Raw genomic sequence first — 23,260 nt, 5'->3', positions numbered from 1 at the left:
GGCTGTCCGCCAACTATGGCCGCAGGCGGCGGCGTCTGCCAGCACTCGCGTCCCTGGCGCGCCTACGAATATTGGTGTCGACCACTGGCACGACCCCGGGCGGCCGCCCGCGCGCCGAAGCCACCCAACCTCCGTGCACGCGGGGCGAGATGGGTGAGCCGGGGTCTCGGCGTATACCGCCGCGACGGTGTACGCCGAGACCGTGACGGCCCTTCCTGTGACGCCTCGTCAGACGAGGTCCATGGCCGCGACCTCATCCGGGCGGCCGTAACTGACCGGGCCGTGGAAGCGGCGGCGGGCGGCGGCGAACCACCACACCGTGGCCACGGCCAGGACCACGCCCAGGGCGATCGGCGCGTAGTTGAAGGAGTGGGCGGTGATCGGCGAGGCCTGCGGCAGCATGAACAGAACGCTGCTGAACAGGATCCAGGTCACCGCGACGACCCCGACCGGCCGCCCCCACCGGCCCAGGTGCCAGGGCCCTGGCTGGAACTCGTCGCCCAGTCGCAGCCGGAGCAGGATCGGCACGGCGTACGCGAGGAAGAGTCCGACCACGTTGACGCTGACGATGGCGGTGAACGCCGTGTGCGACCACCAGCCGGGCAGCACGAGTGCCAGCGAGCAGGCCACCGCCAGCCACACCGCCTTGACGGGCGTGCGGGTGCGCGGCGAGACCGAGTGCCACCAGCGGGAGCCGGGCATCGCGCCGTCCCGGGAGAAGGCGAAGATCTGCCGGGTGTTGCTGGTGAGGTTGGCGAGCCCGCAGAAGAGCATGGCGCCGATGACGATCAGCAGCACCACCTTGGCGGTTCCCAGGCCGAGCCCGTCGATCAGGATCTGCACGGGAGGCGCGTCGGCGCTCGCCACACGGTCGTAGTCACGAATGCTGTAGACCAATGCGAGCATCAGCAGCAGTCCGGCGATCGCCGAGTATCCGATCGCCCGTGTGATCCCCTTCGGCGCGTTGACCGTCGCCCGGACCGTTTCCTCGGACATGTGGAAGCTGCCGTCGAAGCCGGTGAAGGTCCAGCTGGTCACCAGCAGTCCGAGCATCCCGCCGTAAAGCGCGCTCGTGAAACCGGTGTTGTTCGCGAAATGCGTGACGAACGAGGCCGACTGATGGTGTTCGGGCATGACGATCAGGGCGCTCACGATAACCACGAGTCCGCTCAGCAACCACCACACGGAGATCCGGTTCAGTACGGCCACCAGGTGCACGGTGTAGGTGTTGGCGAGCCCCTGGATCACGATGATCAGGGCCGTGATCAGCACCGTCCGGTGCGGCGTCGGCTCGTACGAGGGCCACTGCAGGGCGATGAAGGCCTGGAGGAAGGTGGCGGCGGCGTACCCGGTGGCGGCCGTGCCGCCGACCTGGCCCACGAAGTTCAGCCAGCCCGTGTACCAGGACCACGCGCCCTTGTGCCGTTTGGCGAGCTTTCCCGCCGAGAAATACAGCGCGCCGCTCGTCGGATAGGCGGAGGCGACTTCCGCCATCGATGCTCCCACGAAGAGCACCATGACGGAGACGCCGATCCAGCCGAAGACGAGAACACTCGGACCGCCCGCGTTCAGGCCGAATCCGAAGCCCGAGAAGATACCCGAGATAATGTTGATGATGGTGAATGAGATGGCGAAATTGTCGAATGCCTGAAAGCGGCGCGTGAGTTTCCTCGGATAACCCATCGCATGCAGGGTCGCGTCGTCGTCGAGCGCGATCGGAACCGCTCCCCCGCGCGCTTTGGCACGCGGCGGCGATATCCCTTCTGACACGGGTCGGACCTTTCTCTTGGTGGGGGGTTGCGGTACGTCAGTCGCCCGGCACGGGCAGTCCGCAGGCGCGGCGCGCCCGGGAGAGCTGCTCGGCCGGATCGCCGAAGACGGACCAGGGCATGCGGGAGGCGTACGGCCCCATCGCCGCGAAGACGGCGCGTGCCTGCTCCTCCCGCCGGGCCATGACCAGGGCGTGTGCGAGGTAGGCCAGGTCGAGGACCGGGGTGAAGCGGTATTCGGCCACCGTGGGCAGCCAGTCCCGGTGGATCGCCAGGGCGGTCGAGCGCCACTGCGGCTGCTCCCAGACGCGGTCGGCGAGCAGTTGGGTCGGGTCGTAGCTCGCCACCAGGGCGACCAGGGGGAGCAGACGCAGCGGCGAGTCGTCGGGCGCGCGCTGGCCGAGGAAGGCGGCGACGTCCCAGGCGGCGGTCACGGAGCCGCCGTGCCGGGTGAAGAAGCAGGCCAGGAAGCGGTGATGGGCCTCGCGGTGCCAGGGGTCGAGGGAGAGGATGTGCGCGAACAGACGCCACGGCCCGGGCGGTGCGGTGAGCAGCCCGCGCGGCGCCTGGTCGCGCAGCCGGTGCAGCCGGGCCATCGCCAGCTTGGCCACCCAGGGCGTGGGGTCGGCGGGGTCGGCCGTCGCGGCCCGCTCGCACGCGGCCAGCGCTATCCGCTCCAGCGCCTCGGCCCGCGGGTCACGCACGTCGGCCGCGCGCAGCGCCCGCAGCACCGCCACCCGGGCCCACAGCAGCGCCGCCTCGGGGCCGGGCTCCTCGGCGAGCCAGCGCTCGACGAGGTCGGAGTCGGCGGCCTCGGAGGCGAGGACGAGCGAGCGGTGGGCGCGCAGGGCGAAGTCGCCGTGGGTTTCGGCCAGCGCGTCGCGGGCGCTCAGACAACGGCCGGCACGGACATCGACGCATACGCTCGCGAGCAAGCGGTCGTCGGCCGCCGGATGCCACACATACTGCCCTTCGAATAACCCCGCGGCCATCTGTCCCAGCCCATCCCCCGTTACGGCACCTCACAGTTGCGCACCAGGCACCTTACTCAGCAGGGGACTCAACCGGAACGCACATTTCGCTGTGGCGGCCGGAGTTTTTCGGTGGCATTGCGGAGCTCCGGCAGCTAGTTCAAAGCGACACCTTTTCTCATCCGCCCTACCACCCGCTTTCACCCGCTACTAGAATGTTCCAACGAAATATGCCCACCCTCGTCACACTTCAGGAAAAACGATTCACGACCTCGCCATGCGGCTCCGCCGTCTCCCCCCGTCCTGCGGCCCGGTCCGCCTCGTCGGTGTGGACGGGCACGCCGGCTCCGGAAAGTCCACGTTCGCCGGGCAGTTGGCCCGCGCGCTCGGCGACGCCCCGGTACTGCACCTCGACGACATCGCCAGCCACGACGAGCTGTTCGAGTGGACCGGGCGACTGCTGGCCCAGGTGATCGAACCGCTCGCCCATGGCGAGACCGCGCACTACACCCCCTACGACTGGCGGACCCGCCACTTCGGAGCTCCCGTCGCCCTGCCGCCCGCCCCGGTGATCTTCATCGAGGGCGTCGGCGCCGGCCGCCGGGCCCTGCGTCCGTATCTCGCCCGGCTGCTGTGGATGGAGCTGGCGCACGAGGAGTCGTGGAGCCGGGGGCGCTCGCGGGACGGGGAGGAGCAGCGGGAGTTCTGGGACGGGTGGGTCGGGGCGGAGCGCAAGCACTTCGCCGATGACCCCTCGCGGCCGTTCGCCGATCTTCTGGTTCGGCAGTGCGGCAAGGGATATGAGGTGGTTCCTGGGCCTGCAGGGACCGTTGGACCGGACCAGATCATCACGCACGGTGACGGACCATCGGCAATGTGCTGAACTTGTGAAGAGCCTTGCGGGAGAACTTCTCAGGGTGCTTCAACTCGGCTTGACCCGGGGGCCGTACAGGACTTACGTTCTCAATGTGCGGCCATTCGAAGCCGCCCACACACGCGAAGCCCCCGGTTGTTCCCCCGTGATCGGGGGCTTCGTTCTGCCCTCACCCCCTTCTCGCGGACGCCGAGAGGCGCGATTCGCTCACCCTCGGTCACCGAGCACGGTGGGCCCGATCTGCTCCCACCTCGCCAAACGGCCCGTGCGGCACCCTGGGGCGGGCCACACCCTCGCAGGTACGATGCCCTCGGTGCGCCCTACGGACGGCTGCTCTGCGCACCGTTGCAACTCCGGTCCGCGGTACGGCGGTTCGATTCTGGCGGTCGACACGCGACCTGTCGGCCAACCGACGGGGGCACGGTTTGTGGGGGGACGTGATGGACTTCGGCACGCAGGGCCCCGAGGCCCCGGCCGACCTCGCTTGGCTGCGAGGCGTGGATGCCTACACGATGGGGGCGTATCCGCAGGCGGAGGAGGAGTTCCGTACCGCGGTGCGGATCGATCCCGGGATGGCCGACGGCTGGCTGGGACTGCACGCGCTGCGCGTGGACACGACGACCGCGCTGCTGCGGATGTTCCGGCACCGGGAGCGCTTCGGGGAACAGCGCACCCGGCATCGGCGGACGCTCAACTCCTGGTACTGGCTGGGATGGTGGGTGCAGCCGGTCCTGGAGAGCCCGCGCGATCTGCTGCTGGCACACGCCTCGCACTGGCTGGACGGCCGGCACGTCCCGGAGCTGGACCGCGCGCTCGCCGGGCTGCCGCCCGTGGACACCGACCACCAGGTCCGCTTCCTGCACGCCTGCCGCGCCTACCTGGTCAAGGACTGGGAGCAGCTCGTCCGGCACACCGACCCGCTGCTCGACGACCCGCTGCTCGGCATCGAGGCCGGCCTGTTCGGCGGTATGGCACGGGTACGGCTGGAGACGTACGGACAGGCCGAGCCGCTGTTGTCGGCCGCGCTGATGCGCTGCCGCAGCGAGCAGCCGCAGCGCAAGGAGCTGCGGTACTGGCTGGCCCGGGCGCATGAGGGCACGGGCCGGTCCGCGGCCGCCCTCCCGCTCTACCGTGCCGTGCACCGCGTCGACCCCGCCTTCATGGACACCTCGGCCCGGCTCGCGGCGATCGCCGAGGGCGACGGCTACGACGACACCGCCGACCTCGCGGCGATCACGCTCACCGGGGTCGGACAGGACATGGCCGACGGTCCCGACGGGCTCGACCCGCTCTTCGGCCTCGAGGGACGGGACCTGCGACTTCCCGACCCCGACCTGCCGCCGGCCGTACCGCTGCCGTCGGTGGCGGATCCGGCGGTGCGCGAGAAGACGACCGTGCCGGGGCAGCCGATCCCCGCCGGGCCCACCGACCCCGGGTTACTCGAGGAGGCGCTCGCCGAGCTCGAGCGCATGGTGGGGCTGGAGCCCGTCAAGCGCCAGGTCAAGGCGCTGTCCGCCCAGTTGAACATGGCCCGGCTGCGCACCGGGCAGGGCCTGCCGGTGCAGCCGCCCAAACGGCACTTCGTCTTCTCCGGCCCCTCCGGCACCGGCAAGACCACGGTCGCCCGCATCCTGGGCCGGGTCTTCTACGCCCTCGGACTCCTCGGCGGCGACCATCTCGTGGAGGCCCAGCGAGCCGATCTGGTCGGCGAGTATCTGGGCCAGACGGCCGTGAAGGCCAACGAACTCATCGACTCCGCGCTCGGCGGTGTCCTGTTCGTGGACGAGGCGTACTCCCTCTCCAACTCCGGCTACGGCAAGGGCGACGCCTACGGCGACGAGGCCCTGCAAGTGCTGCTGAAGCGGGCGGAGGACAACCGGGACCACCTGGTGGTGATCCTCGCCGGCTATCCGGAGGGCATGGACCGTCTGCTGGCCGCCAATCCGGGACTGTCCTCGCGCTTCACGACCCGCGTCGACTTCCCCTCCTACCGTCCCCTCGAACTCACCTCGATCGGCGAGGTGCTCGCCGCGGAGAACGGGGACGTGTGGGACGAGGAGGCGCTGGATGAGCTGCGGTCCATCGCCGGGCACGTGGTCGACCAGGGGTGGATCGACGAGTTGGGCAACGGGCGGTTCCTGCGGACGCTGTACGAGAAGAGCTGTGCGTACCGGGATCTGCGGTTGACGACCTATCCGGGGGCACTGACGAGGGACGACCTGTCGACGCTCCGGTTGCCCGATCTGATGCAGGCGTACGGGGAAGTGCTGTCGGGGCGCGGGCCGCAGGATCCGTCGGCCATGTGACGGACGTGTGCAGTGCCCGGTGCTGTGGTGGCCACCGGGGGTCACGCTCGCCACGCCAGCGGGTGCCGCCCTCTTGGGATCGGTAGCCGCCTCGTCGGCACGAATGCCCGCCGGACGGACGAAATACAAGCACCGCTCTCGACCACCCCCAACGGCACGACCGCCCGCAAGCCCCCACGGGTGAGCGCCGCCAGGCGGGAATGGCCCCGCGACGCGACCGCCCACCGGTAGGGCGGCATACGGCGGCCACTGCCAGCCACCACCCGGGGCACGCCTGCCCGCAGGCTGGGCACGGATGAGCACCGGCAGGTAGGCAGCTCGCCCCAGCGACACGGCCGCGCGCATGCGGGGCGGGCGCAGCGCCTCCCCACGGGCACCGCCCCGGCGGCCGCGTCCTGATTCCGGTTGCAGCGCGCGGGTGCGTCGTCTCAAGCGAGCTCGAGCACGGCGCGAGGCCGGCGCGGATCCTGGTGGCCCGAGGCGAGTCCGGAGCGTTCGCGCCGGCGCCGGCCACAACAGGCCGCGCGGTCCCCGAAAAAGTTCGCGGCCGCCCCGGCCACACGGCCGTCCCTGGGATGCGCGGGATGCAGGCACCGCCGAGTCGGCGCCGCCTGCGCGGCATGACTGCCACGGGGCGGCGCCCATCAGCCAGCCGGGGCCCCTCGGCTCGTCGCTCCTCAGAGGCGGCGTCCCTGCGGCGCGCCACTCCTCAAAAGCGGCATTCCCCAGCCGACCGGCCCTCTGGCGCGCGCCCTCGAAGGCGGCGTCCCTCAGCCGGCCAGCACCCCCTCCGGCTCCCCGCTGTTCAGCCTCGGCCCCGTGACCCGCACCTCCGGCAGCTCCCGGTGCGCCGGGTCGCGTACCTCGCCGACCAGTAGCTCCAGTACGTCCTCCAGCGCGACGAGGCCGAGGACCTTGCCGGAGGCGTCGGCCACCTGGGCCAGGTGGGTCGCGGCACGGCGCATCACCGTCAGGGCGTCGTCCAGCGGCAGTTCCGAACGCAGTGTCGTCATCGGGTGCCACACGTGCTGCGGCACGGCCCGTTCCGACTGCTCCAGATCCAGTACGTCCTTCACATGGAGGTAGCCCATGAAGGCGCCGTTCTCCGCCGCCACCGGGAACCGGGAGTACCCCGTGCGGGCGGTGAGCGCGACGATCTGGCCGGGGGTGACGGACGGGCTGACCGTGACGAGGGACTCGCGCTTGAGGAGCACGTCCGTCACCGGGCGGGAGCCCAGTTCCAGCGCGTCCTCCAAACGTTCCTGCTCCTCGGGGTCGAGCAGCCCGGCCTGGCCGGAGTCCTCGACCAGGCGGTTCAGCTGCTCGCTGGTGAACACCGCCTCGACCTCGTCCTTCGGCTCGACGCGGAAGAGCCGCAGGATGGCCTGCGCGACGGCGCCGAGGGCCACGGTGATCGGCCGGCAGAACCGGGCGAAGTAGACCAGACCCGGGCTGAGCCAGAGCGCGACCTTCTCCGGAGCCGCCATCGCCAGGTTCTTCGGCAGCATCTCGCCGATGACCAGGTGGAAGAAGACGACGGCGGCGAGCGCGATGACGTAGGTGAGCGGGTGGATCATGCCGTGCGGCAGGTGGATCCATTCGAACACCGGCTCCAGCAGATGTGCCACCGTCGGTTCGGCGACCGCGCCGAGCGTCAGTGAGCAGACGGTGATGCCGAACTGGGCCGCCGCCATCATCTGCGGCAGCCGCTCCAGGCCGTACAGAACCTGGCGGGCCCGTGCCGTGCCCAGCGGTTCGATCTGGCTGCGGCGGACCGAGACCAGGGCGAACTCGGCGCCGACGAAGAAGCCGTTGGCGAGGACGAGCAGCGCGGCGAAGAGGAGTTGGAGCACGCTCATCGGGCGACCTCCACCACGGACCCCGTCCGGACCAGCCGGACGCGCTCGGCGCGGTAGTGGCCGACCCGGCGCACCGACAGCCGCCAGCCCGGCAGTTCCGCCTTGTCACCGACGGCCGGAATGCGCCCGAGCAGGTCGGCGACGAGTCCGGCGACGGTCTCGTACGGCCCCTCGGGCACATCGAGTCCTATGCGCTGGAGGATGTCGACGCGGCAGCTGCCGTCGGCGTCCCAGGCGGGCCGGCCGTCCTCCGGCGGGGCGGCGGCGAGTTCGGGCAGGTCCTGGCCGTCGTGCTCGTCGCGGACCTCGCCGACGATCTCCTCGACGATGTCCTCCAAAGTGACCACCCCGGCCGTGCCGCCGTACTCGTCGACGACGACGGCGATGGGCTGCTCGCTGCGCAGCTGGGCGAGGAGGGGCTGGACCGGCAGGGTCTCGGGGACCAGCAGCGCCGGGCGGGCGATACGGCCGACCGGGGTGCGCAGGCGTTCACTCGAACGGATCGCCAGGGCGTCCTTCAGATGGGCCATGCCGACGATCTCGTCGATCTTCTCCCGGTAGACCGGGAAGCGGGACAGGCCCGTGGCGCGGGTCAGGTTCACCACGTCCTCGGCGGTCGCCGACGACTGGAGCGCGCTGACCTTCACGCGCGGCGTCATGACGTGCTGAGCGGTCAGCTCGCCGAGCGACAACGTCCGGACGAACAGATCCGCGGTGTCCTGTTCCAGGGCACCGGCCTGCGCGGAGTGCCGGGCCAGGGAGACGAGTTCGCCGGGGGTGCGGGCGGAGGCCAGCTCCTCGGTCGGCTCGATGCCCAGCGCGCGCACGAGACGGTTGGCGACGGAGTTCAGCGCGGCGATCACCGGGCGGAACAGACGTGCGAACACATGCTGCGGGCCGGCGACGAAGCGCGCGACCTGCATCGGCCGGGACACCGCCCAGTTCTTGGGCACGAGCTCGCCGATCACCATCTGCACGGCCGAGGCCAGCAGCATGCCGACGACCACGGCCACGCCGGACACCGCGCCCTCGGGGACGCCGATCGCGGTGAAGGGGCCGCCCAGCAGCTCCGCGAGCGCCGGTTCGGCGAGCATGCCGACGACGAGGGAGGTGATGGTGATGCCGAGCTGGGTGCCGGAGAGCTGGAAGGACAGCTCCTTCAGCGACTCGGCGACCCTGCGGGCCCGTCGGTCGCCCTCGGCGGCGGCCTTCTCGGCGTCCGTCGCCTCGACGGTGACCAGGCCGAACTCGGCGGCCACGAAGAAGCCGTTGGCGAGAATCAGGAGGAACGCGGCTGCCAGAAGCAGCAAGGGGGTGCTCATGATGCCGCCGCCCCGGTATGTCGGGAGGGGGCGGCGCAGGTACTACAGGACGATCCGTCCATCGCTGGAGGGAATCACTCCTCGGGTAGCAGGGGGCCTCTGAAGTCCGGATGGAACATCAGGGGCGGAGGCGCCAGAAAACGCCTCCGCCAACAGATTAATCAAGACATGGGGATTTACGGCAGGGTGAACGTCCCGGAGTCAGCCCCGATGGCCCTCGGACTCAGCCCTGATGCTCCTCGGGGTCCTTGACGGCGCGGGCCTCGACGAGCGCCCGCAGAGCACGCGCGTCGGCGATGGCACGCTGCTTGGCGATGCCCGGCTGGATGCCGAGCGCGGGCAGGCTGGTGCCGTCACTGAGGTTGAGGAACACCCAGGGATCACCCGGGCGGAGGTTCACCTGGACGATCTCGGCCCACTCCAGACGGCGCCTGCCGGCGATGTTCACCACGGTGACGCCGGACTCTTCGGCGACGACCTTGACGCGCGCCAGCATGGCCAGCACGCCGCACATCAGGGCGCCGGTGAAGATGAAGCTGAGGCGCTCCCCCGGGCCGAGCTTCTCCAGCAGCAGCGCGACCGCCGTGATGACGACGAAGATCGCGACGCCCGCGGTGAGCAGGACGGCCCGGGTGCGGCCCGGCCGGAACGTGACGGGCAGGGTGGGCAGTTCGGAGGACATCGGTGTACGGTCCCTCGACTCAGAGTCGGCAGGCGTGGATGGCCGTCGTCAGGATGGCCCGGGCGCCGATGTCGTACAGGTCGTCCATGATGCGCTGGGCCTCCTTGGCCGGAACCATGGCCCGGACGGCGACCCAGCCCTCGTTGTGCAGCGGGGAGACGGTCGGGGACTCCAGGCCCGGGGTGAGGGCGACGGCCTTCTCGAGCTGCTCGACGCGGCAGTCGTAGTCCATCATCACGTACGTCCGTGCGACCAGGACGCCCTGGAGGCGGCGCAGGAACTGCTGCACCTTGGGGTCCTCGCCGTCCGCGCCGGTGCGGCGGATGACGACGGCCTCGGACTTCATGATCGGCTCGCCGAAGACCTCCAGGCCCGCGTTGCGCAGGCTGGTGCCGGTCTCGACGACATCCGCGATGACCTCGGCGACGCCCAGCTCGATGGCGGTCTCGACAGCACCGTCGAGGTGGACGACGGAGGCGTCGATGCCGCTGTCGGCGAGGTGCCCCGCGACGATGCCCTCGTAGGAGGTGGCGACCGTCTTGCCCGTCAGGTCCTCGACGCCCTTCGCGACGCCCGGCTTGGAGGCGAAGCGGAAGGTGGAGCGGGCGAAGCCCAGCGGCAGGATCTCCTCGGCGTTGGCGCCGGAGTCGATCAGCAGGTCACGGCCGGTGATGCCGATGTCGAGCTGTCCGGAGGAGACGTAGATCGCGATGTCGCGGGGGCGGAGGTAGAAGAACTCGACGTCGTTGGCCGGGTCGACGATCCGCAGTTCCTTGGACTCGCGGCGCTGCTGGTAGCCGGCCTCATGCAGCATCTCCGCCGCAGGGCCGGACAGGGAACCCTTGTTGGGGACGGCGATGCGCAGCATGAGGTCGGCTTCCTTCGTTCGCTCTTACGGGGTGCGGGGTGCTGGTGCTCAGAGGTGGGCGTACACGTCGTCCAGGGAGATGCCGCGGGCGACCATCATCACCTGGACGTGGTACAGCAGCTGCGAGATCTCCTCGGCGGCCGCTTCCTTGCCCTCGTACTCGGCGGCCATCCAGACCTCGGCGGCCTCCTCGACGACCTTCTTGCCGATGGCATGGACGCCCTTGCCGACCAGCTCGGCGGTGCGGGAAGTGGCGGGGTCGCCGTGGGCGGCCTTCTGCTGGAGCTCGGTGAAGAGCTCCTCGAACGTCTTCTTGGACATGGTGACGCTCAGCCTATGCCACATATCCGTTTCGTCAGCGCCAGGGTTCAGATACTGAGCGGAGGGTGGCCGCGGTCGCCACGGCCGCCGTCACCGCCTCGTGTCCCTTGTCCTCGCTGGAGCCTTCGATGCCCGCCCGGTCCAGGGCCTGTTCCTCGGTGTCGCAGGTCAGCACGCCGAAGCCGACGGGGACGCCGGTCTCGACCGAGACCTGGGTCAGCCCCTGGGTCACGCCCTGGCACACGTACTCGAAGTGCGGCGTGCCGCCGCGGATGACGACGCCGAGGGCCACGATCGCGTCGTAGCCGCGGCCCGCCAGGACCTTGGCGACCACCGGGAGTTCCCAGCTGCCGGGGACCCGGAGCAGGGTCGGCTCGTCGATCCCCAGGTCGTGCAGGGCGCGCAGGGCGCCGTTGACCAGACCGTCCATCACCTTGTCGTGCCACTGCGCCGCGATGACCGCGACCCGAAGGTCGCCCACATTGCGTACGGACAGCTCCGGTGCGCCCTTGCCGCTCACGTTCGTGTGTCTCCTCGTTGTGCTACTGGTTGCTGCAGGTGGACACGGGGGCCGTGTCCAGCCAGGGCAGGTCGTGTCCCATCCGGTCCCGCTTGGTGCGCAGGTAGCGGAGGTTGTGCTCGCCCGCCTGTACAGGCATCGGCTCGCGGTCGGAGACCTTGATGCCGTGCCGGACGAGGGCGTCGCTCTTGTCGGGGTTGTTGGTCATCAGGCGGACGCTGGTGATCCCGAGGTCCGTCAGGATCTGCGCGCCGGCGCCGTAGTCGCGGGCGTCGGCGGGCAGGCCGAGTTCGAGGTTGGCGTCGAGGGTGTCGCGGCCGTTCTCCTGGAGTTCGTACGCGCGCAGCTTGGAGAGCAGGCCGATGCCGCGCCCCTCGTGTCCGCGCAGGTAGACCACCACTCCCCTGCCCTCGGCCTGGATGCGCTGCAGGGAGGCGTCCAGCTGGGGGCCGCAGTCGCAGCGCAGGGAGCCGAACACGTCACCGGTGAGGCACTCGGAGTGGACGCGGACCAGGACGTCCTCGCCGTCGCCGATCTCGCCGTGCACGAGGGCGACGTGCTCGACGCCGTCGACGGTGGAGCGGTAGCCGTACGCCGTGAAGGTGCCGTGGGCGGTGGGGAGCCGGGTCTCGGCCTCGCGACGGACGGTGGGCTCGGCGGAGCGGCGGTAGGCGATGAGGTCCTCGATGGAGATGATCGTCAGGCCGTGCTTGCGGGCGAACGGGATCAGCTCGGGCAGCCGCAGCATCTCGCCGTCCTCGCCGGCGATCTCGACGATGGCGCCGGCCGGGCGCAGCCCCGCCAGGCGGGCGAGGTCGACGGCCGCCTCGGTGTGGCCATTGCGGACGAGGACGCCGCCGGACCTGGCGCGCAGCGGGAAGATGTGGCCGGGGCGGACGAGGTCCGACGGCTCCGCCGTGCCGCTCGCGAGGAGCTGGAGCGTGGTCGCCCGGTCGGAGGCCGAGATGCCGGTGGTCACACCGTGCGCGGCGGAGGCGTCCACGGACACGGTGAACGCGGTCTTCATCGACTCGGTGTTGTCGTCGACCATCTGCTGGAGTCCCAGCCGGTCGAGCTCCTCGGGCTCCATGGGGGCGCAGATCAGGCCGCGGCACTCGCTCATCATGAACGCGACGATCTCGGGCGTGGCGTGTTCGGCGGCGATGACGAGGTCGCCCTCGTTCTCGCGGTCCTCGTCGTCGACGACCACGACGGGGCGGCCCGCGGCGATGTCGGCGATGGCCCGCTCGATGGGGTCGAGCTTGAGGTCCTCGAAGCCTTCGGTGCTGTACAGGATCGGTGCCGTGGTCATGCCGGCGCTCCTTCCAGGACGGGCCGCGCGTCCTCGCGGGAGCGCAGCCACCAGTCGCGCATGCCCCACAGGACGAGTGCGCCGTAGATGACGTAGACGAAGCCGGAGAAGGCGTAGCCGTTCGCGAAGTTGAGGGGCACGCCGACCAGGTCGACGAGCAGCCAGGCGAACCAGAACTCGACCATGCCGCGCGCCTGGGCGTACATGGCGACGATGGTGCCGACGAAGATGTAGGCGTCGGGCCAGGGGTCCCAGGACAGGGTGGGGTACGCCTTGAAGAGCAGCGCCACCGCGACGGTGCCTGCGGCGGCCGCGGCGATCATCGCGCCGCGCTCGCGCCAGGTGGCGAACCGTACGGCGATGTGGCCGTCCTTGGTCTGCCCCTTGCCGCGCTGCCACTGCCACCAGCCGTACAGCGCGACGAGCATGACGACCGCCTGCTTGCCGGCGCTGCCGGTGAGGTGGCCGAAGAAGGCGCCGAAGAGGATCAGGCCGGCCAGGAACTGCACGGGCCAGGTCCATATGGAGCGTCGCCAGCCGAGGGCGAGGGCGGCCAGGCCGAAGAGGTTGCCGATCATGTCCGACCAGAGGATGTGCTGGCCGAACAGGGTGAAGGCCTCGGAGTTCAGCGAGTTCACTTGGCCGTCGCCCCTTCGGAGGAGAGCCGGTCGCCCAGCATCCGCTCGACGTACTTCGCGATGACGTCGACCTCGAGGTTGACCGGGTCGCCGGGCTGCTTCAGGCCGAGCGTGGTCAGGTCGAGGGTGGTGGGGATGAGGCTGACGGTGAAGTAGTCGGGGCCGGCGTCGACGACGGTGAGGCTGATGCCGTCGACGGTGATGGAGCCCTTCTCGACGACGTAGCGGGAGAGGTCCGCGGGGAGCGAGATCTTCACGATCTCCCAGTTCTCGGACGGCTTGCGCTCCAGCACCTCGCCGGTGCCGTCGACGTGACCCTGCACGATGTGCCCGCCGAGCCGGGCGCCGACGGCGGTGGGACGTTCGAGGTTGACGCGCGAGCCGACGGTGAGGGCACCCAGGCTCGAGCGGTCGAGCGTCTCCGCCATGACGTCGGCGGTGAACTCGTCGCCCTCGTGGTCGACGACCGTGAGGCAGACGCCGTTGACCGCGATGGAGTCGCCGTGCTTCGCGCCTTCGGTGACGACGGGGCCGCGCAGTCGGAAGCGAGACGCGTCGTCGAGGCTCTCGACAGCCGTGACGTGGCCCAGCTCTTCGACGATTCCGGTGAACACTTCCCGGGTCCTCCTGCCTCATTCGGGCACGGACTCCGGGGCTGTCGATGACGACAGAATGTACGAGCAGGGACACCGGGGGCGACGCCGGACAGGGCTCGCCTCCATGACGAACCGGTACGGCGGCGCGCACGAATGCCCGCCCGCCGCGCACTGCCTCCCATCCGGACTTTAACCGTCGGTCCAGGAATTTCACCTGGTCAACCGGCCGCTGGAGGCGACCGGGTCGCGGACTGTAACCGCCGGTTCGGACTTTCACCGACCCCGGAGTGCGCTGCTTCTGGTACAGGGCCAGTGTGCCACGCCTGATCGGCGTCCATGCGGGCGAATGCTGTGGGGTGCCTCACAGGCTGCATGGCTGGATTTCTTCGATCGGGGATTGGTCCATACCTATTGACGCACTGGTCTAGTCCTCTCTAGTGTCAGCGCAACTTCCGCGGACACGAACGCCATTGGGGTTCGGGAGGCCTCGGAGTCTGCAGAACCCCGCCCAGACGACCCGGCGGCGGTGACGACGGCCCTTGCCCGCCGCCGGGTCTCCCAAGTCCCGCTTCCGGTGGTTCTGGCAGGGTGACGGCATGACGACCGCGACCGCCGACGAGTTCGAGACCCACCGCCCCCGGCTGTTCGGCCTGGCCTATCGGATGCTGGGCTCCGCCGAGGAGGCCGAGGACACCGTCCAGGACGCCTATCTGCGTTTCAGCGGCGCCGACCGTGCGCGGATCGAACATCCGGCGGCCTGGCTCGCCAAGGTCGTCACCAACCTCTGCCTCACCCGGCTGACTTCGGCGAGGGCCCGGCGCGAGCAGTACGTCGGGCCCTGGCTGCCGGAGCCCGTGATCACCTCGGACGGCACGCTCGGACCGCTGGAGTCCGCCGAACAGCGCGACGCCGTGTCCATGGCGATGCTGGTCCTGCTGGAGCGGCTCACACCGACCGAGCGGGCCGTGTACGTCCTGCGGGAGGCGTTCGCTTACGGCCACCGGGAGATCGCCGAGGTGCTGGACCTGACCGAGGCCAACTGCCGCCAGCTGTACCGGCGGGCGGTCCAGCGGGTGGGTGAGGCGCGGTCGCGGTTCGAGCCGGCTCCCGAGCGGCAGGAGGAGCTCGTCGCGTCCTTCGTGGCCGCGGCCCGGGACGGTGATCTGGCCCGGCTGGAGAAGCTGCTGGCGGCCGACGTGGTCTGGTCGAGCGACGGTGGTGGCAAGGTCTCGTCGGCCCGGCGGCCGGTCGAGGGCCGGGAGAAGGTGTCCCGCTTCCTGGTGGGCGTGGTCGAGCGGTTCATGGAGGGCGTGCGCTTCACGACGGCCGAGATCAACGGCGAGCCGGCGGTGGCCGCCTGGGCGGGCGACACGCTTCTCGGCGTGGTCGCGCTCGAACTGAGCGACGGTCTCGTCGTGCACGCCCGAGCCGTGGTGAACCCGGACAAGCTGGGCTTCGCGGGCCGTCAGCTGGCCGGGGCACAGAAGGCCCCCTGAGGCCGGCTGTCACATTCCGCACCAGGTATTCGGTCCCAGTTGACGAGGGGCGCTCCACCCGGGAGCGCCCGGCGTCCGAAGGGGCTGAACAGCATGACCACCATTCTGGTGACCGGCGGCACCGGAACACTCGGCCGGCTCGTCACCGAGCGGTTGCGCGCGGACGGGCACGAGGTGCGGGTGCTGAGCCGGCACGCCCAGCCGTACGCCGTCGATCTGCGCAAGGGGGGCGCCGGTCTGGACGCGGCGGTGGCGGGCGTGCACACGATCGTGCACTGCGCGAGCTCGCCGGGCGGTGGCGACGAGGAGGCGGCGGCGCATCTGATCGCGGCGGCGCGCAGGGCGGGCGTACGGCACCTGGTCTACATCTCGATCGTCGGCATCGACCGGGTGCCGTTCGGCTACTACCGGAGCAAGCTGGCCGTGGAGGGGCTGATCGAGGAGTCGGGGCTCGGCTGGACCGTGCTTCGGGCGACGCAGTTCCACGACCTCCTCGTACGGGTGTTCGCGATCCTGTCGAAGTCGCCGGTCATGCTGCTGCCGGCCCGGGTGAAGGACCAGCCGGTCGAGGTGGCGGAGGTCGCGGACCGGCTCGCCCAGCTGGCCCTCGCGGCCCCCGCGGGGCGGGTCGCCGACATGGGCGGCCCCGAGGTACGGACCCTCGATTCCCTGGCCCGCGCCTACCTCAAGGCGACGGGACGGAAGCGGGCCGTGGTGAACGTGCCGCTGTGGGGGAAGGCGTACCGGGGGTTCCGCTCGGGCGGACATCTGACGCCGGAGCGGGCGGTGGGCAAGGGGACGTTCGAGGAGTATGTGGGGCGGATTGGGGGGCGGGGGCGCTGACCGGCGCTTCCATGGGGTGTGGGTGGCCTGGCGGTTGGTCAGGGCGGGTGGGCGTGGGTGGCGCTTGATCGGCGGCGGTCCGGGGCGCGGATTGAGCGGCGCCTGAAGGCGGTCCAGGGGCGGTAGGCCCTGAGCAGCGCTTCCCAGGCAGGGGCTCGGCCAGGCTTCCAAAGGCAGCGGCGACTGCCCGGGCGGGCGCGAGTGCCGGCGGACGGCGCCTGATCGGCGGTCCGAATCGGCGGTCCGAGGGGGACAGGCTCTGAGTGGCGGGTGCCAGGGACGGCCGCGCCCTGACCAGCGACTCCAGGCACGGCTACGCCCTGAACGGCACTCCCGGCCAGTCGGTCTGCCTCTGCAAGGGCCCGCCCTTGGAGGGGCGTTGTAGGTGGGAGCGGGCGGGTTACCGTTCCGGCGGTGCGAACAGGTCGTCCTGGGCGGCGTCCCGTGCGGTGAGCAGTGCGCCGCGCAGCACGGCGCCGCCGCCCAGTCCGCTGGGTCGGACCACCGTCACCAACGGCGACATCCGCCGGACCCGCTCCTCCACACGCCGGGCCAGCACGTCCCCGCCGGCCTGCCCGACCTCTCCGCCGAGGACCACGCAACCGGGATCGAGGATCGCGACCACCGAGGCGACACCGATGGCGAGGCGGTCGGCGAGAGCGTCGAGAAAACGGTCGGCGGAGGCCGGGCCCTGAGGTTGTTGGGCGGAGGCCGGACCATGAGGCTGGTCGGCAGACGCCAGGCCATGAGACCGGTCAGCAGGCGCCAGGCCATGAGACCGCTCGGCAGACGCCAGACCGTGAGACCGCTCGGCAGCCACCGCGTCGCGATGTGGGCCGGCGAACACCACGGGGCCGGAGGCATGGGACGCCTCGGCGGGTGTGCCGTAGGGGCGGGACGGCTCGGCAGGCCGCGCGGTGGTGGGATGCAGGTCGGCCCGCCCCGGGGTGTTCGAGGGGCGTGCCGCGGCTGGGCCGTCCGCACTGTCGGTCGCCTGCGTCGCCGCTGCCCGCTCGTCGACGGCGGCCGAGGCAGGGGGCGCTGCGTCCGAGGGGCTGGTCGTCTCGGCCCCTTCCGGGCCGTCGTAGGCGGGCGTCGGGCTTCCCCGCCCCGCAGGCCGCTGACCCGCTCCCTCGCCGACCAGCGCCACGGCTTCCCTGACCACCCCCGCCGCCGGCGGCTCGTGCACAGCGGCGCTCTCCAGGCTCAGACCGTGCGCGCCCGCCAGCTCCACCACCGCCGCCGACCCCGCCAGCGAGTGGAATCCCCCCTCGCAGTCCACCGCCGACGGCAGCCCCACCGTGCCCGGCACCGGCAGGAACCCGATCTCGCCGGTCCCGCCGGAGGCCCCGCGGCGCAGGGCGCCGTCGAGGACCACGGCCGCGCCGGTGCCGTGGCCGAGCCACAGCAGGACGAAGGTGTCCCGGCCCCGGGCCGCTCCGTCGCGCTGTTCCGCGAGGGCGGCGAGGTTGGTCTCGTTCTCGACGTTGACGCGGGCCTCGGGAAACCGTTCCTGAAGCGCGGCCACCAGGCGGCGGTGCCATGCGGGAAGGCCGGTCGAGTCGCGCAGCTCACCGCTGGCCGGGTCGATGAGGCCCGGGGCGCCGATGCCCACGGTATGGAGCCGGTCCGCGCCCGCCTCCTTCACGACCCGCTCCACCAGCGCCACCGCCTGTTCCACGGCGGGCCCGGTCCCCGTGTCGCCGCCGATCGGCACCGACGCCTCCGCGAGCACGGCCCCGACCAGGTCGGACACGACCACCGAGACGCCCTCGGTACGCACGTCCAGCGCCGCCAGATGGGCGCGGTCGGCGACGATGCCGTACAGCTTGGCGTTCGGCCCGCGCCGCTGTTCCCCCGCCTCGCCGACCACCGCGATCAGGCCGGCGGCGGTGAGGCGTTCGACGAGGTCGGCGACGGTCGGCCGGGACAGGCCGGTCAGCTGCTTCAACTGCCCTGCCGTCAACGGGCCCTCCTGCTGGAGCAGGCGCAGGGCGAGCCGGTCGTTGATGGCCCGGGCGGTGCTCGGGGATGCGGGCATGCCGGGATCCTCCCACGGCTGGTTTATCCGCTATCTATCAGGCAGGGTCCCTGATAGTTTACGGCGGCGACCGCAGGCCCGGAACCGACAGTGGGCCGCGAACCAGGGAGGGGCCGCAGAATGAGCGCAGTGGTCGACGAACAGCGCGAGGTCAAGCGCGCCCGGTACGCCGTGGCGGCCGTCTTCGCCGTGCACGGCGCTGTCACCGGCTCGTTCGCGACACGGGTGCCGTGGATCCAGGACCACGCCGGGGTCAGCCCCGGACAGCTGGGGCTGGCGCTCGCCTTCCCCGCACTCGGCGCCTCCGTGGCGATGCCGCTGGCCGGCAGCATCAGCCACCGCTTCGGCGCCCGGAACGCCCTGCGCGGACTGATCGCCCTGTGGACCCTGGCCCTCATCCTGCCCTCGATCGCCCCCAACCTGCTGACCCTGTGCCTGGCCCTGTTCGCCTTCGGCGCCACGGCGGGCATGGCGGACGTGGCGATGAACGCGCTCGGCGTCGAGGTCGAGAACCGCCTCGACCGGTCGATCATGTCCGGGCTGCACGGCATGTGGAGCGCGGGCGCCCTGATCGGCTCGGCGGCCGGCACGCTCGCGGCGCACCTGGGCACCGACGCCCGGCTGCACCACGCACTGGCCGCGGCCGCCCTCACCTTCCTCGGCGTCCTGGCCTGTCAGTGGGTCCTCGATCTTCAGCCCGCCGAGGACGAGGAGCCGCCGCCCCGGTTCGCGCTGCCGCCCCGTTCGGCGCTGCTGATCGGCGCGGTCGGGTTCTGCGCAGTCTTCGCGGAGGGCGCGAGCCTGGACTGGTCGGCGGTCTATCTGCGTGACCAGCTGGGGACCTCGGCCGGTCTCGCGGCGGCGTGCACGACCGGCTTCACGCTCACGATGGCGCTCGCCCGGATCGCCGGCGACAAGGTGGTGGACCGCTACGGCGCCGTGCGCACGGTCCGGTGCAGCGGCGTTCTCGCCACGCTCGGCGGGGTGCTGATCGTCGTGTCGGACCATCCGGCGGTGGCGATGGCCGGGTTCGCGCTGCTGGGCCTGGGCATCGCGGTGGTCGTCCCGCTGTGCTTCGCGGCGGCGGGACGCAGCGGCCCCAACCCCAGTCAGGCCATCGCGGGCGTCGCGACGATCACGTACACCTCGGGTCTCGTCGCCCCCAGCGCGATCGGCGGTCTGGCCCAGGCGACCAGTCTGATGGTGTCGTTCTGCGTGGTCACCGTTCTGGCCTCCGGCCTCGCCGTGTTCGCGGGCGTCCTGCGCGCCGGCGACCGCGAGCGCCCTCAGGTCGGCCGCCCCGAGGCGGCCGTTCCCGACCCGCGCCCCTGAGGGCCGCGACCGCGGCATCCCCATCGGGCTGGTACGCCGCCCGTCCGCTTCAGGACGGGCGGCCGTCCGGCGCGTCGTGAGCGGCCGGAAGCTCCCGTCCCAGGCGTGCGAGGGGGGACAAGGCCATCACCACCGGGGACAGCATCATGCCCGCGGCCGTCACCAGGAGGCTGGTACGCAGCCCCCACTCTTCGGCGAGGAATCCGCCGAGGAGTGAACCGAGCGGGGTCATCCCCATGCCCACGAACGTGATGGTCGCGGCCGCACGGCCTTGCATCCCGTCCGGGGTGACGGCCTGCCGGACGGCCATCACCGTGACGTTCACCAACTGGCCGCCGAACCCGAACACGAAGCCGACCGCGAGGAGCACGGGGACCGTCACCGCGGAGGAGCCGTGCAGTGCGGGTACACACAGGAACGCACCGTCGCCGAGTGCCGCCGCGCACACGAGCACCGCGCCATGACCGAACCGGCCCGGCAGGCGGGCGGCCAGCAGTGAGCCCAGGAGGGCACCCGGTCCCGCCGCCGCCAGCGCCAGCCCTACGACGGTGCCCGACAGGTGCAGTTCCCGCGGCAGGAAGAGCAGGTAGACGGTCATCATGGCCGCGAAGGAGAACTGGAAGGCGGCCGAGGCGAGACACACGGTCCGCAGCGCGGTGTCGCCGACGACGAACCGCAGACCCTCATGGATCCGCCGCCAGACCCGAGGGGGGCGTGCCGGGCGCTCCGGGAGCGATTCGGCTCGGCGGATCCGCCGGATCGACAGGAACGACAGCGCGAAGAACAGCGCGCCGGAGGCGGCCGCGACCGGGGCCGAGAACAGGGACACCAGCGCACCGCCGAGGGCGGGGCCGCCGATCTGGGCCGCGGACCGGCTGCCCTCGAGCGCGCTGTTGCCTCGCACCAGTTGGTCACGCCGCACCAGCCGTACGAGAGACGCCTGGTAGGCCACGTCGAAGAACACGGACAGGGCCCCGACGGCGAAGGCGAGCGCGAGCAGGCCGGGCAGGCCGAGCCAGCCGAGGAGACCGGCCAGGGCGGCGGCGCCCAGGGCCAGGGCCCGACCGGCGTCCGTGAGCACCATCGTCGTACGGGTCCGCCATCTGTCCACCCACGCGCCGGCGAAGAGCGAGAGCAACAGGATCGGCGCCTGCCCCACCGCACGGAGGACACCCAGCTGGCCGGCACTGGCGTCGAGCGTCAGGACGGCGAGCAGCGGCAGAACCACGAGACTTGCGTGTTCACCGAGTTGGGAGGCCGTCTGCCCCAACCAGAGACGACGAAAGTCGACGTCCCGCCACAGGCTTGACGGAACAGGCCGATCGGAACCGGATACAGCGGAGGAAGCGGACGGCACGGGATCCCTTGGGTCGCCGACAACGAGGCCCGCCGCCGAGCACTCGAAAGGTGCACCGGCAGATCAGGCAGGGAAAGGCTCGCTGTGCCGCGACATCAAGGGCAGCACGCGATGACAGGCCGGTCAGGGCCTACAACGTCAACGCGCGCTCGGAAGACCGACCATGTCTCAGCTCCTCGTGGACGACTCGCCGGGCCCGGACTCTAGCCGTCGGCGGGCCGACGCGACAGTCGGCATCACGTCACCTTCGTCAGCCGGACGAGCCGGCTGCCAGTGCGCGAAGCCGGCTTGTCGGCCAGGCCGCCCAGCCCGCGCAGCGTCGTCCGCACCGCCGACCTTCAGGAAACCCGCTGCGGGACCTGCCGCTCTGCTCCTCCCGCCGCTACCGCTTCCGCTCCGTCATGTCAGGCCAGCTCCGCGCCGGAGGCGACGACCACGCCGTACGCGTCGGCGATGGCCGCCAGCGCACTGCGGTGCAGCTCGTCGGCGGACACGTCCACGATCGACCGGGTGGCGCACGCGTCCGCCGGAACGGTCGGCTTGTTGCCGCGCAGCGCCGCCGACGCCGCGGTGTACGCGATGCACATGTGGGTCATGAAACCGGCGACGATCACGGTCTCGTTCCCGGCCTCGTCCACGAGCTTGCCGAGTTCGGTCCCGTGGAAGGCGTCCGGGGCCTGCTTGACGACCACGGGCTCGCCGTCCATCGGCGCCACATCGGGGTGGATCGCGCCGGTCTCCGCACGGATGTCGTAGGGCGAACCCTCGCCGTCGTCGTGCTGGACGTGGATGACCGCGGCTCCGGCCCGGCGGGCGCGGGACAGCAGGTCCGACGCCGCTTCCAGGGCGGGCTTCCAGCCGTCGAGTTCCATCACACCGCGGGTGTAGGTGTTCTGGTAGTCGACGAGGATGAGCGTCGAGGAGGCGAGGGCCGCCGGGGTGGTGTCGGCGCCGTCGAGTTCGCGCAGCGTCTTGCTTGCCACAGGTCTTCTCCAGGGTTGTTCCGGGGACTTGAGTAAGTTGTCCGACAGACCGCTGTTCAACAGACCGTTGAACACACATACGACGCTATGGGGCGCACCGGGATGTCGGCAATGACGCACTGTTTGCAGAAACCGACGCCCGTGTCCGTGAGCGAGACGGGGCTGCAGGTGGGGACCGTGAACCGGTTGATCGTCGTCGTGCTGTTCGAAGGTGTCGACCTCCTCGACGTCACCGGCCCGCCGGAGGTGTTCTCCCTCGTCCCGCGCGAGACCACGGAGCGAGTCGGCTACGAGGTCGTGCTGGCCGCCGAGACACCGGAGCCGGTGACGACGGCGGCGGGTGTGCGGATCCTGCCCGACACCACGTTCGACGAGGTCGGCGCACGGGCGATCGACACCCTGCTGGTGCCCGGCTCGGTCGAGGTCGACGGCGAGCACCGCATCCACCCCGTCGTCGAGCCCGGCACGGTGGCCCGGGTGAAGTCGTTGGCCGCCCGCGCCCGGCGCGTGGCCTCGGTGTGCGTCGGTGCGCACCTCCTCGCCGCCGCGGGGCTCCTCGACGGCAAGCGCGCCACGACGCACTGGTCCACCGCCGAGCGGCTCGCCGCCGACCATCCGGCGGTGCGGGTCGACCCGGATCCGATCTTCATCCGCGAGGCGGGCGAGGTCTGGACCGGCGCGGGGATCAGCGCCTGCCTGGACCTGTCACTCGCGCTGGTCGCGGAGGACTTCGGCGAGGCCGTCGCGCTGGGCGTCGCCCGCCAGCTCGTGATGTACATGAAGCGGCCCGGCGGGCAGGCGCAGTTCAGCGTGCCGTTGGAGCAGGTGTCCACGACGCGCCGTGTCGAAGATCTCCGGCACCACATCCTGAACAACATCGACCGGCCCCTGACCGTCCCGGACCTGGCCGCGTACGCGCATGTCAGCGACCGGCAGCTGACCCGGATCTTCAAGACCGAACTCGGCACGACCCCGCACGCCTACGTCGAGGCGGCCCGGGTGGAGCTGGCCGGAAACTTCCTGGAGACCACCGACGACACACTCGAACGGATCGCCTCCCGCTGCGGGTTCGGCACCGTCGACACCCTGATCCGGGCGTTCCGCCGCCGCCTCGCCACGACGCCGAGCGAGTACCGGGCCCGGTTCCGCGCCGCCCGGCCCACGCCGTAG

Annotated in this window: 19 protein-coding genes, 2 pseudogenes and 1 riboswitch; of the genes and pseudogenes, 6 read left to right on the top strand and 15 right to left on the bottom strand. The window is 71.3% G+C overall.

Annotation, left to right across the window (positions count from 1 at the left end; all coding sequences use genetic code 11):
* Positions 1–228 precede the first annotated feature (228 nt).
* Both ACIREI_RS26075 and ACIREI_RS26070 read right to left on the bottom strand, forming a co-directional pair.
* Entirely contained in the window at positions 229–1,770 is a 1,542-nt protein-coding gene (locus tag ACIREI_RS26075) for an amino acid permease (protein ID WP_403337267.1), read from the bottom strand.
* 37 nt (positions 1,771–1,807) lie between these two features.
* A complete protein-coding gene (locus ACIREI_RS26070; protein WP_403337264.1) occupies positions 1,808–2,761 on the bottom strand; it encodes a hypothetical protein in 954 nt (317 codons plus the stop codon).
* 256 nt (positions 2,762–3,017) lie between these two features.
* Here ACIREI_RS26070 and ACIREI_RS26065 point away from each other — a divergent pair, with 256 nt between their 5' ends.
* Positions 3,018–3,623 (top strand): uridine kinase, encoded by a 606-nt coding sequence (locus ACIREI_RS26065; protein ID WP_403337261.1) that lies wholly within the window; start codon positions 3,018–3,020, stop codon positions 3,621–3,623.
* A 431-nt stretch (positions 3,624–4,054) separates the two neighbouring features.
* Positions 4,055–5,920, top strand: a complete 1,866-nt coding sequence (locus ACIREI_RS26060) for an AAA family ATPase (RefSeq protein WP_403337258.1) — start codon at positions 4,055–4,057, stop codon at positions 5,918–5,920.
* Positions 5,921–6,690: 770 nt separating this feature from the next.
* Here the strand turns inward: ACIREI_RS26060 and ACIREI_RS26055 are convergent.
* From ACIREI_RS26055 to ACIREI_RS26015, 9 genes are all read right to left on the bottom strand, one after another.
* Complete coding sequence (locus tag ACIREI_RS26055; RefSeq protein WP_403337255.1) at positions 6,691–7,779, bottom strand: hemolysin family protein; 1,089 nt, start codon at positions 7,777–7,779, stop codon at positions 6,691–6,693.
* Positions 7,776–9,101, bottom strand: a complete 1,326-nt coding sequence (locus ACIREI_RS26050; protein ID WP_403337252.1) for a hemolysin family protein — start codon at positions 9,099–9,101, stop codon at positions 7,776–7,778. Before ACIREI_RS26050 ends, ACIREI_RS26055 begins: the two co-directional genes overlap by 4 nt.
* Before the next feature lie 223 nt (positions 9,102–9,324).
* Complete coding sequence (locus ACIREI_RS26045; RefSeq protein ID WP_403337249.1) at positions 9,325–9,783, bottom strand: PH domain-containing protein; 459 nt, start codon at positions 9,781–9,783, stop codon at positions 9,325–9,327.
* Positions 9,784–9,802: 19 nt separating this feature from the next.
* Positions 9,803–10,651, bottom strand: coding sequence for an ATP phosphoribosyltransferase (gene hisG / locus ACIREI_RS26040; protein ID WP_403337246.1), 849 nt, complete (start codon positions 10,649–10,651; stop codon positions 9,803–9,805).
* Between the two features lie 48 nt (positions 10,652–10,699).
* On the bottom strand, positions 10,700–10,972 hold the full coding sequence (locus ACIREI_RS26035; protein WP_023552153.1) for a phosphoribosyl-ATP diphosphatase: 273 nt from the start codon (positions 10,970–10,972) through the stop codon (positions 10,700–10,702).
* A gap of 34 nt (positions 10,973–11,006) precedes the next feature.
* On the bottom strand, positions 11,007–11,492 hold the full coding sequence (ribH, locus tag ACIREI_RS26030; RefSeq protein WP_403337243.1) for a 6,7-dimethyl-8-ribityllumazine synthase: 486 nt from the start codon (positions 11,490–11,492) through the stop codon (positions 11,007–11,009).
* A gap of 22 nt (positions 11,493–11,514) precedes the next feature.
* A complete protein-coding gene (locus tag ACIREI_RS26025; protein WP_403337240.1) occupies positions 11,515–12,804 on the bottom strand; it encodes a bifunctional 3,4-dihydroxy-2-butanone-4-phosphate synthase/GTP cyclohydrolase II in 1,290 nt (429 codons plus the stop codon).
* Entirely contained in the window at positions 12,801–13,442 is a 642-nt protein-coding gene (locus ACIREI_RS26020) for a nicotinamide riboside transporter PnuC (RefSeq protein WP_403337237.1), read from the bottom strand. Before ACIREI_RS26020 ends, ACIREI_RS26025 begins: the two co-directional genes overlap by 4 nt.
* Positions 13,439–14,056, bottom strand: coding sequence for a riboflavin synthase (locus ACIREI_RS26015; protein ID WP_403337234.1), 618 nt, complete (start codon positions 14,054–14,056; stop codon positions 13,439–13,441). Before ACIREI_RS26015 ends, ACIREI_RS26020 begins: the two co-directional genes overlap by 4 nt.
* 146 nt (positions 14,057–14,202) lie before the next feature.
* Positions 14,203–14,333, bottom strand: a riboswitch (FMN riboswitch).
* A gap of 301 nt (positions 14,334–14,634) precedes the next feature.
* Between ACIREI_RS26015 and ACIREI_RS26010 the strand changes: the two genes are divergently transcribed.
* Both ACIREI_RS26010 and ACIREI_RS26005 read left to right on the top strand, forming a co-directional pair.
* Positions 14,635–15,534 carry an RNA polymerase sigma-70 factor gene (locus tag ACIREI_RS26010; RefSeq protein WP_403337231.1) on the top strand — a complete coding sequence of 300 codons (900 nt, stop codon included), beginning with the start codon at positions 14,635–14,637 and terminating at the stop codon, positions 15,532–15,534.
* A 93-nt stretch (positions 15,535–15,627) separates the two neighbouring features.
* Positions 15,628–16,377: an SDR family oxidoreductase gene (locus ACIREI_RS26005; protein WP_403337228.1), complete on the top strand. Its 750-nt coding sequence runs from the start codon at positions 15,628–15,630 to the stop codon at positions 16,375–16,377.
* 400 nt (positions 16,378–16,777) lie between these two features.
* Here ACIREI_RS26005 and ACIREI_RS26000 read toward each other — a convergent pair.
* Together ACIREI_RS26000 and ACIREI_RS25995 are read right to left on the bottom strand one after the other, a co-directional pair.
* Positions 16,778–17,011, bottom strand: a pseudogene (locus tag ACIREI_RS26000) (ROK family transcriptional regulator); the annotation flags it as partial.
* 501 nt (positions 17,012–17,512) lie between these two features.
* Positions 17,513–18,418, bottom strand: a pseudogene (locus tag ACIREI_RS25995) (ROK family transcriptional regulator); the annotation flags it as partial.
* Positions 18,419–18,538: 120 nt separating this feature from the next.
* On the opposite strand from ACIREI_RS25995, the gene ACIREI_RS25990 reads away from it, so the two are divergent.
* Entirely contained in the window at positions 18,539–19,750 is a 1,212-nt protein-coding gene (locus ACIREI_RS25990; protein WP_403337225.1) for an MFS transporter, read from the top strand.
* Positions 19,751–19,799: 49 nt separating this feature from the next.
* Here ACIREI_RS25990 and ACIREI_RS25985 read toward each other — a convergent pair whose 3' ends face one another.
* Positions 19,800–21,107 carry an MFS transporter gene (locus ACIREI_RS25985; protein ID WP_403337222.1) on the bottom strand — a complete coding sequence of 436 codons (1,308 nt, stop codon included), beginning with the start codon at positions 21,105–21,107 and terminating at the stop codon, positions 19,800–19,802.
* 404 nt (positions 21,108–21,511) lie between these two features.
* The gene (locus ACIREI_RS25980) at positions 21,512–22,090 is read right to left on the bottom strand and encodes a cysteine hydrolase family protein (protein ID WP_403337219.1); all 579 of its coding nucleotides are present in this window, start codon (positions 22,088–22,090) and stop codon (positions 21,512–21,514) included.
* Between the two features lie 168 nt (positions 22,091–22,258).
* On the opposite strand from ACIREI_RS25980, the gene ACIREI_RS25975 reads away from it, so the two are divergent.
* Positions 22,259–23,260: a GlxA family transcriptional regulator gene (locus ACIREI_RS25975; RefSeq protein ID WP_403337420.1), complete on the top strand. Its 1,002-nt coding sequence runs from the start codon at positions 22,259–22,261 to the stop codon at positions 23,258–23,260.

It is taken from the genome of Streptomyces sp. NPDC093591 (assembly GCF_044764885.1).
GTDB lineage: Bacteria > Actinomycetota > Actinomycetes > Streptomycetales > Streptomycetaceae > Streptomyces.
The sequence above is the reverse complement of the archived record's forward strand: the minus strand, read 5'-3'. Positions and strand labels throughout refer to the sequence as shown.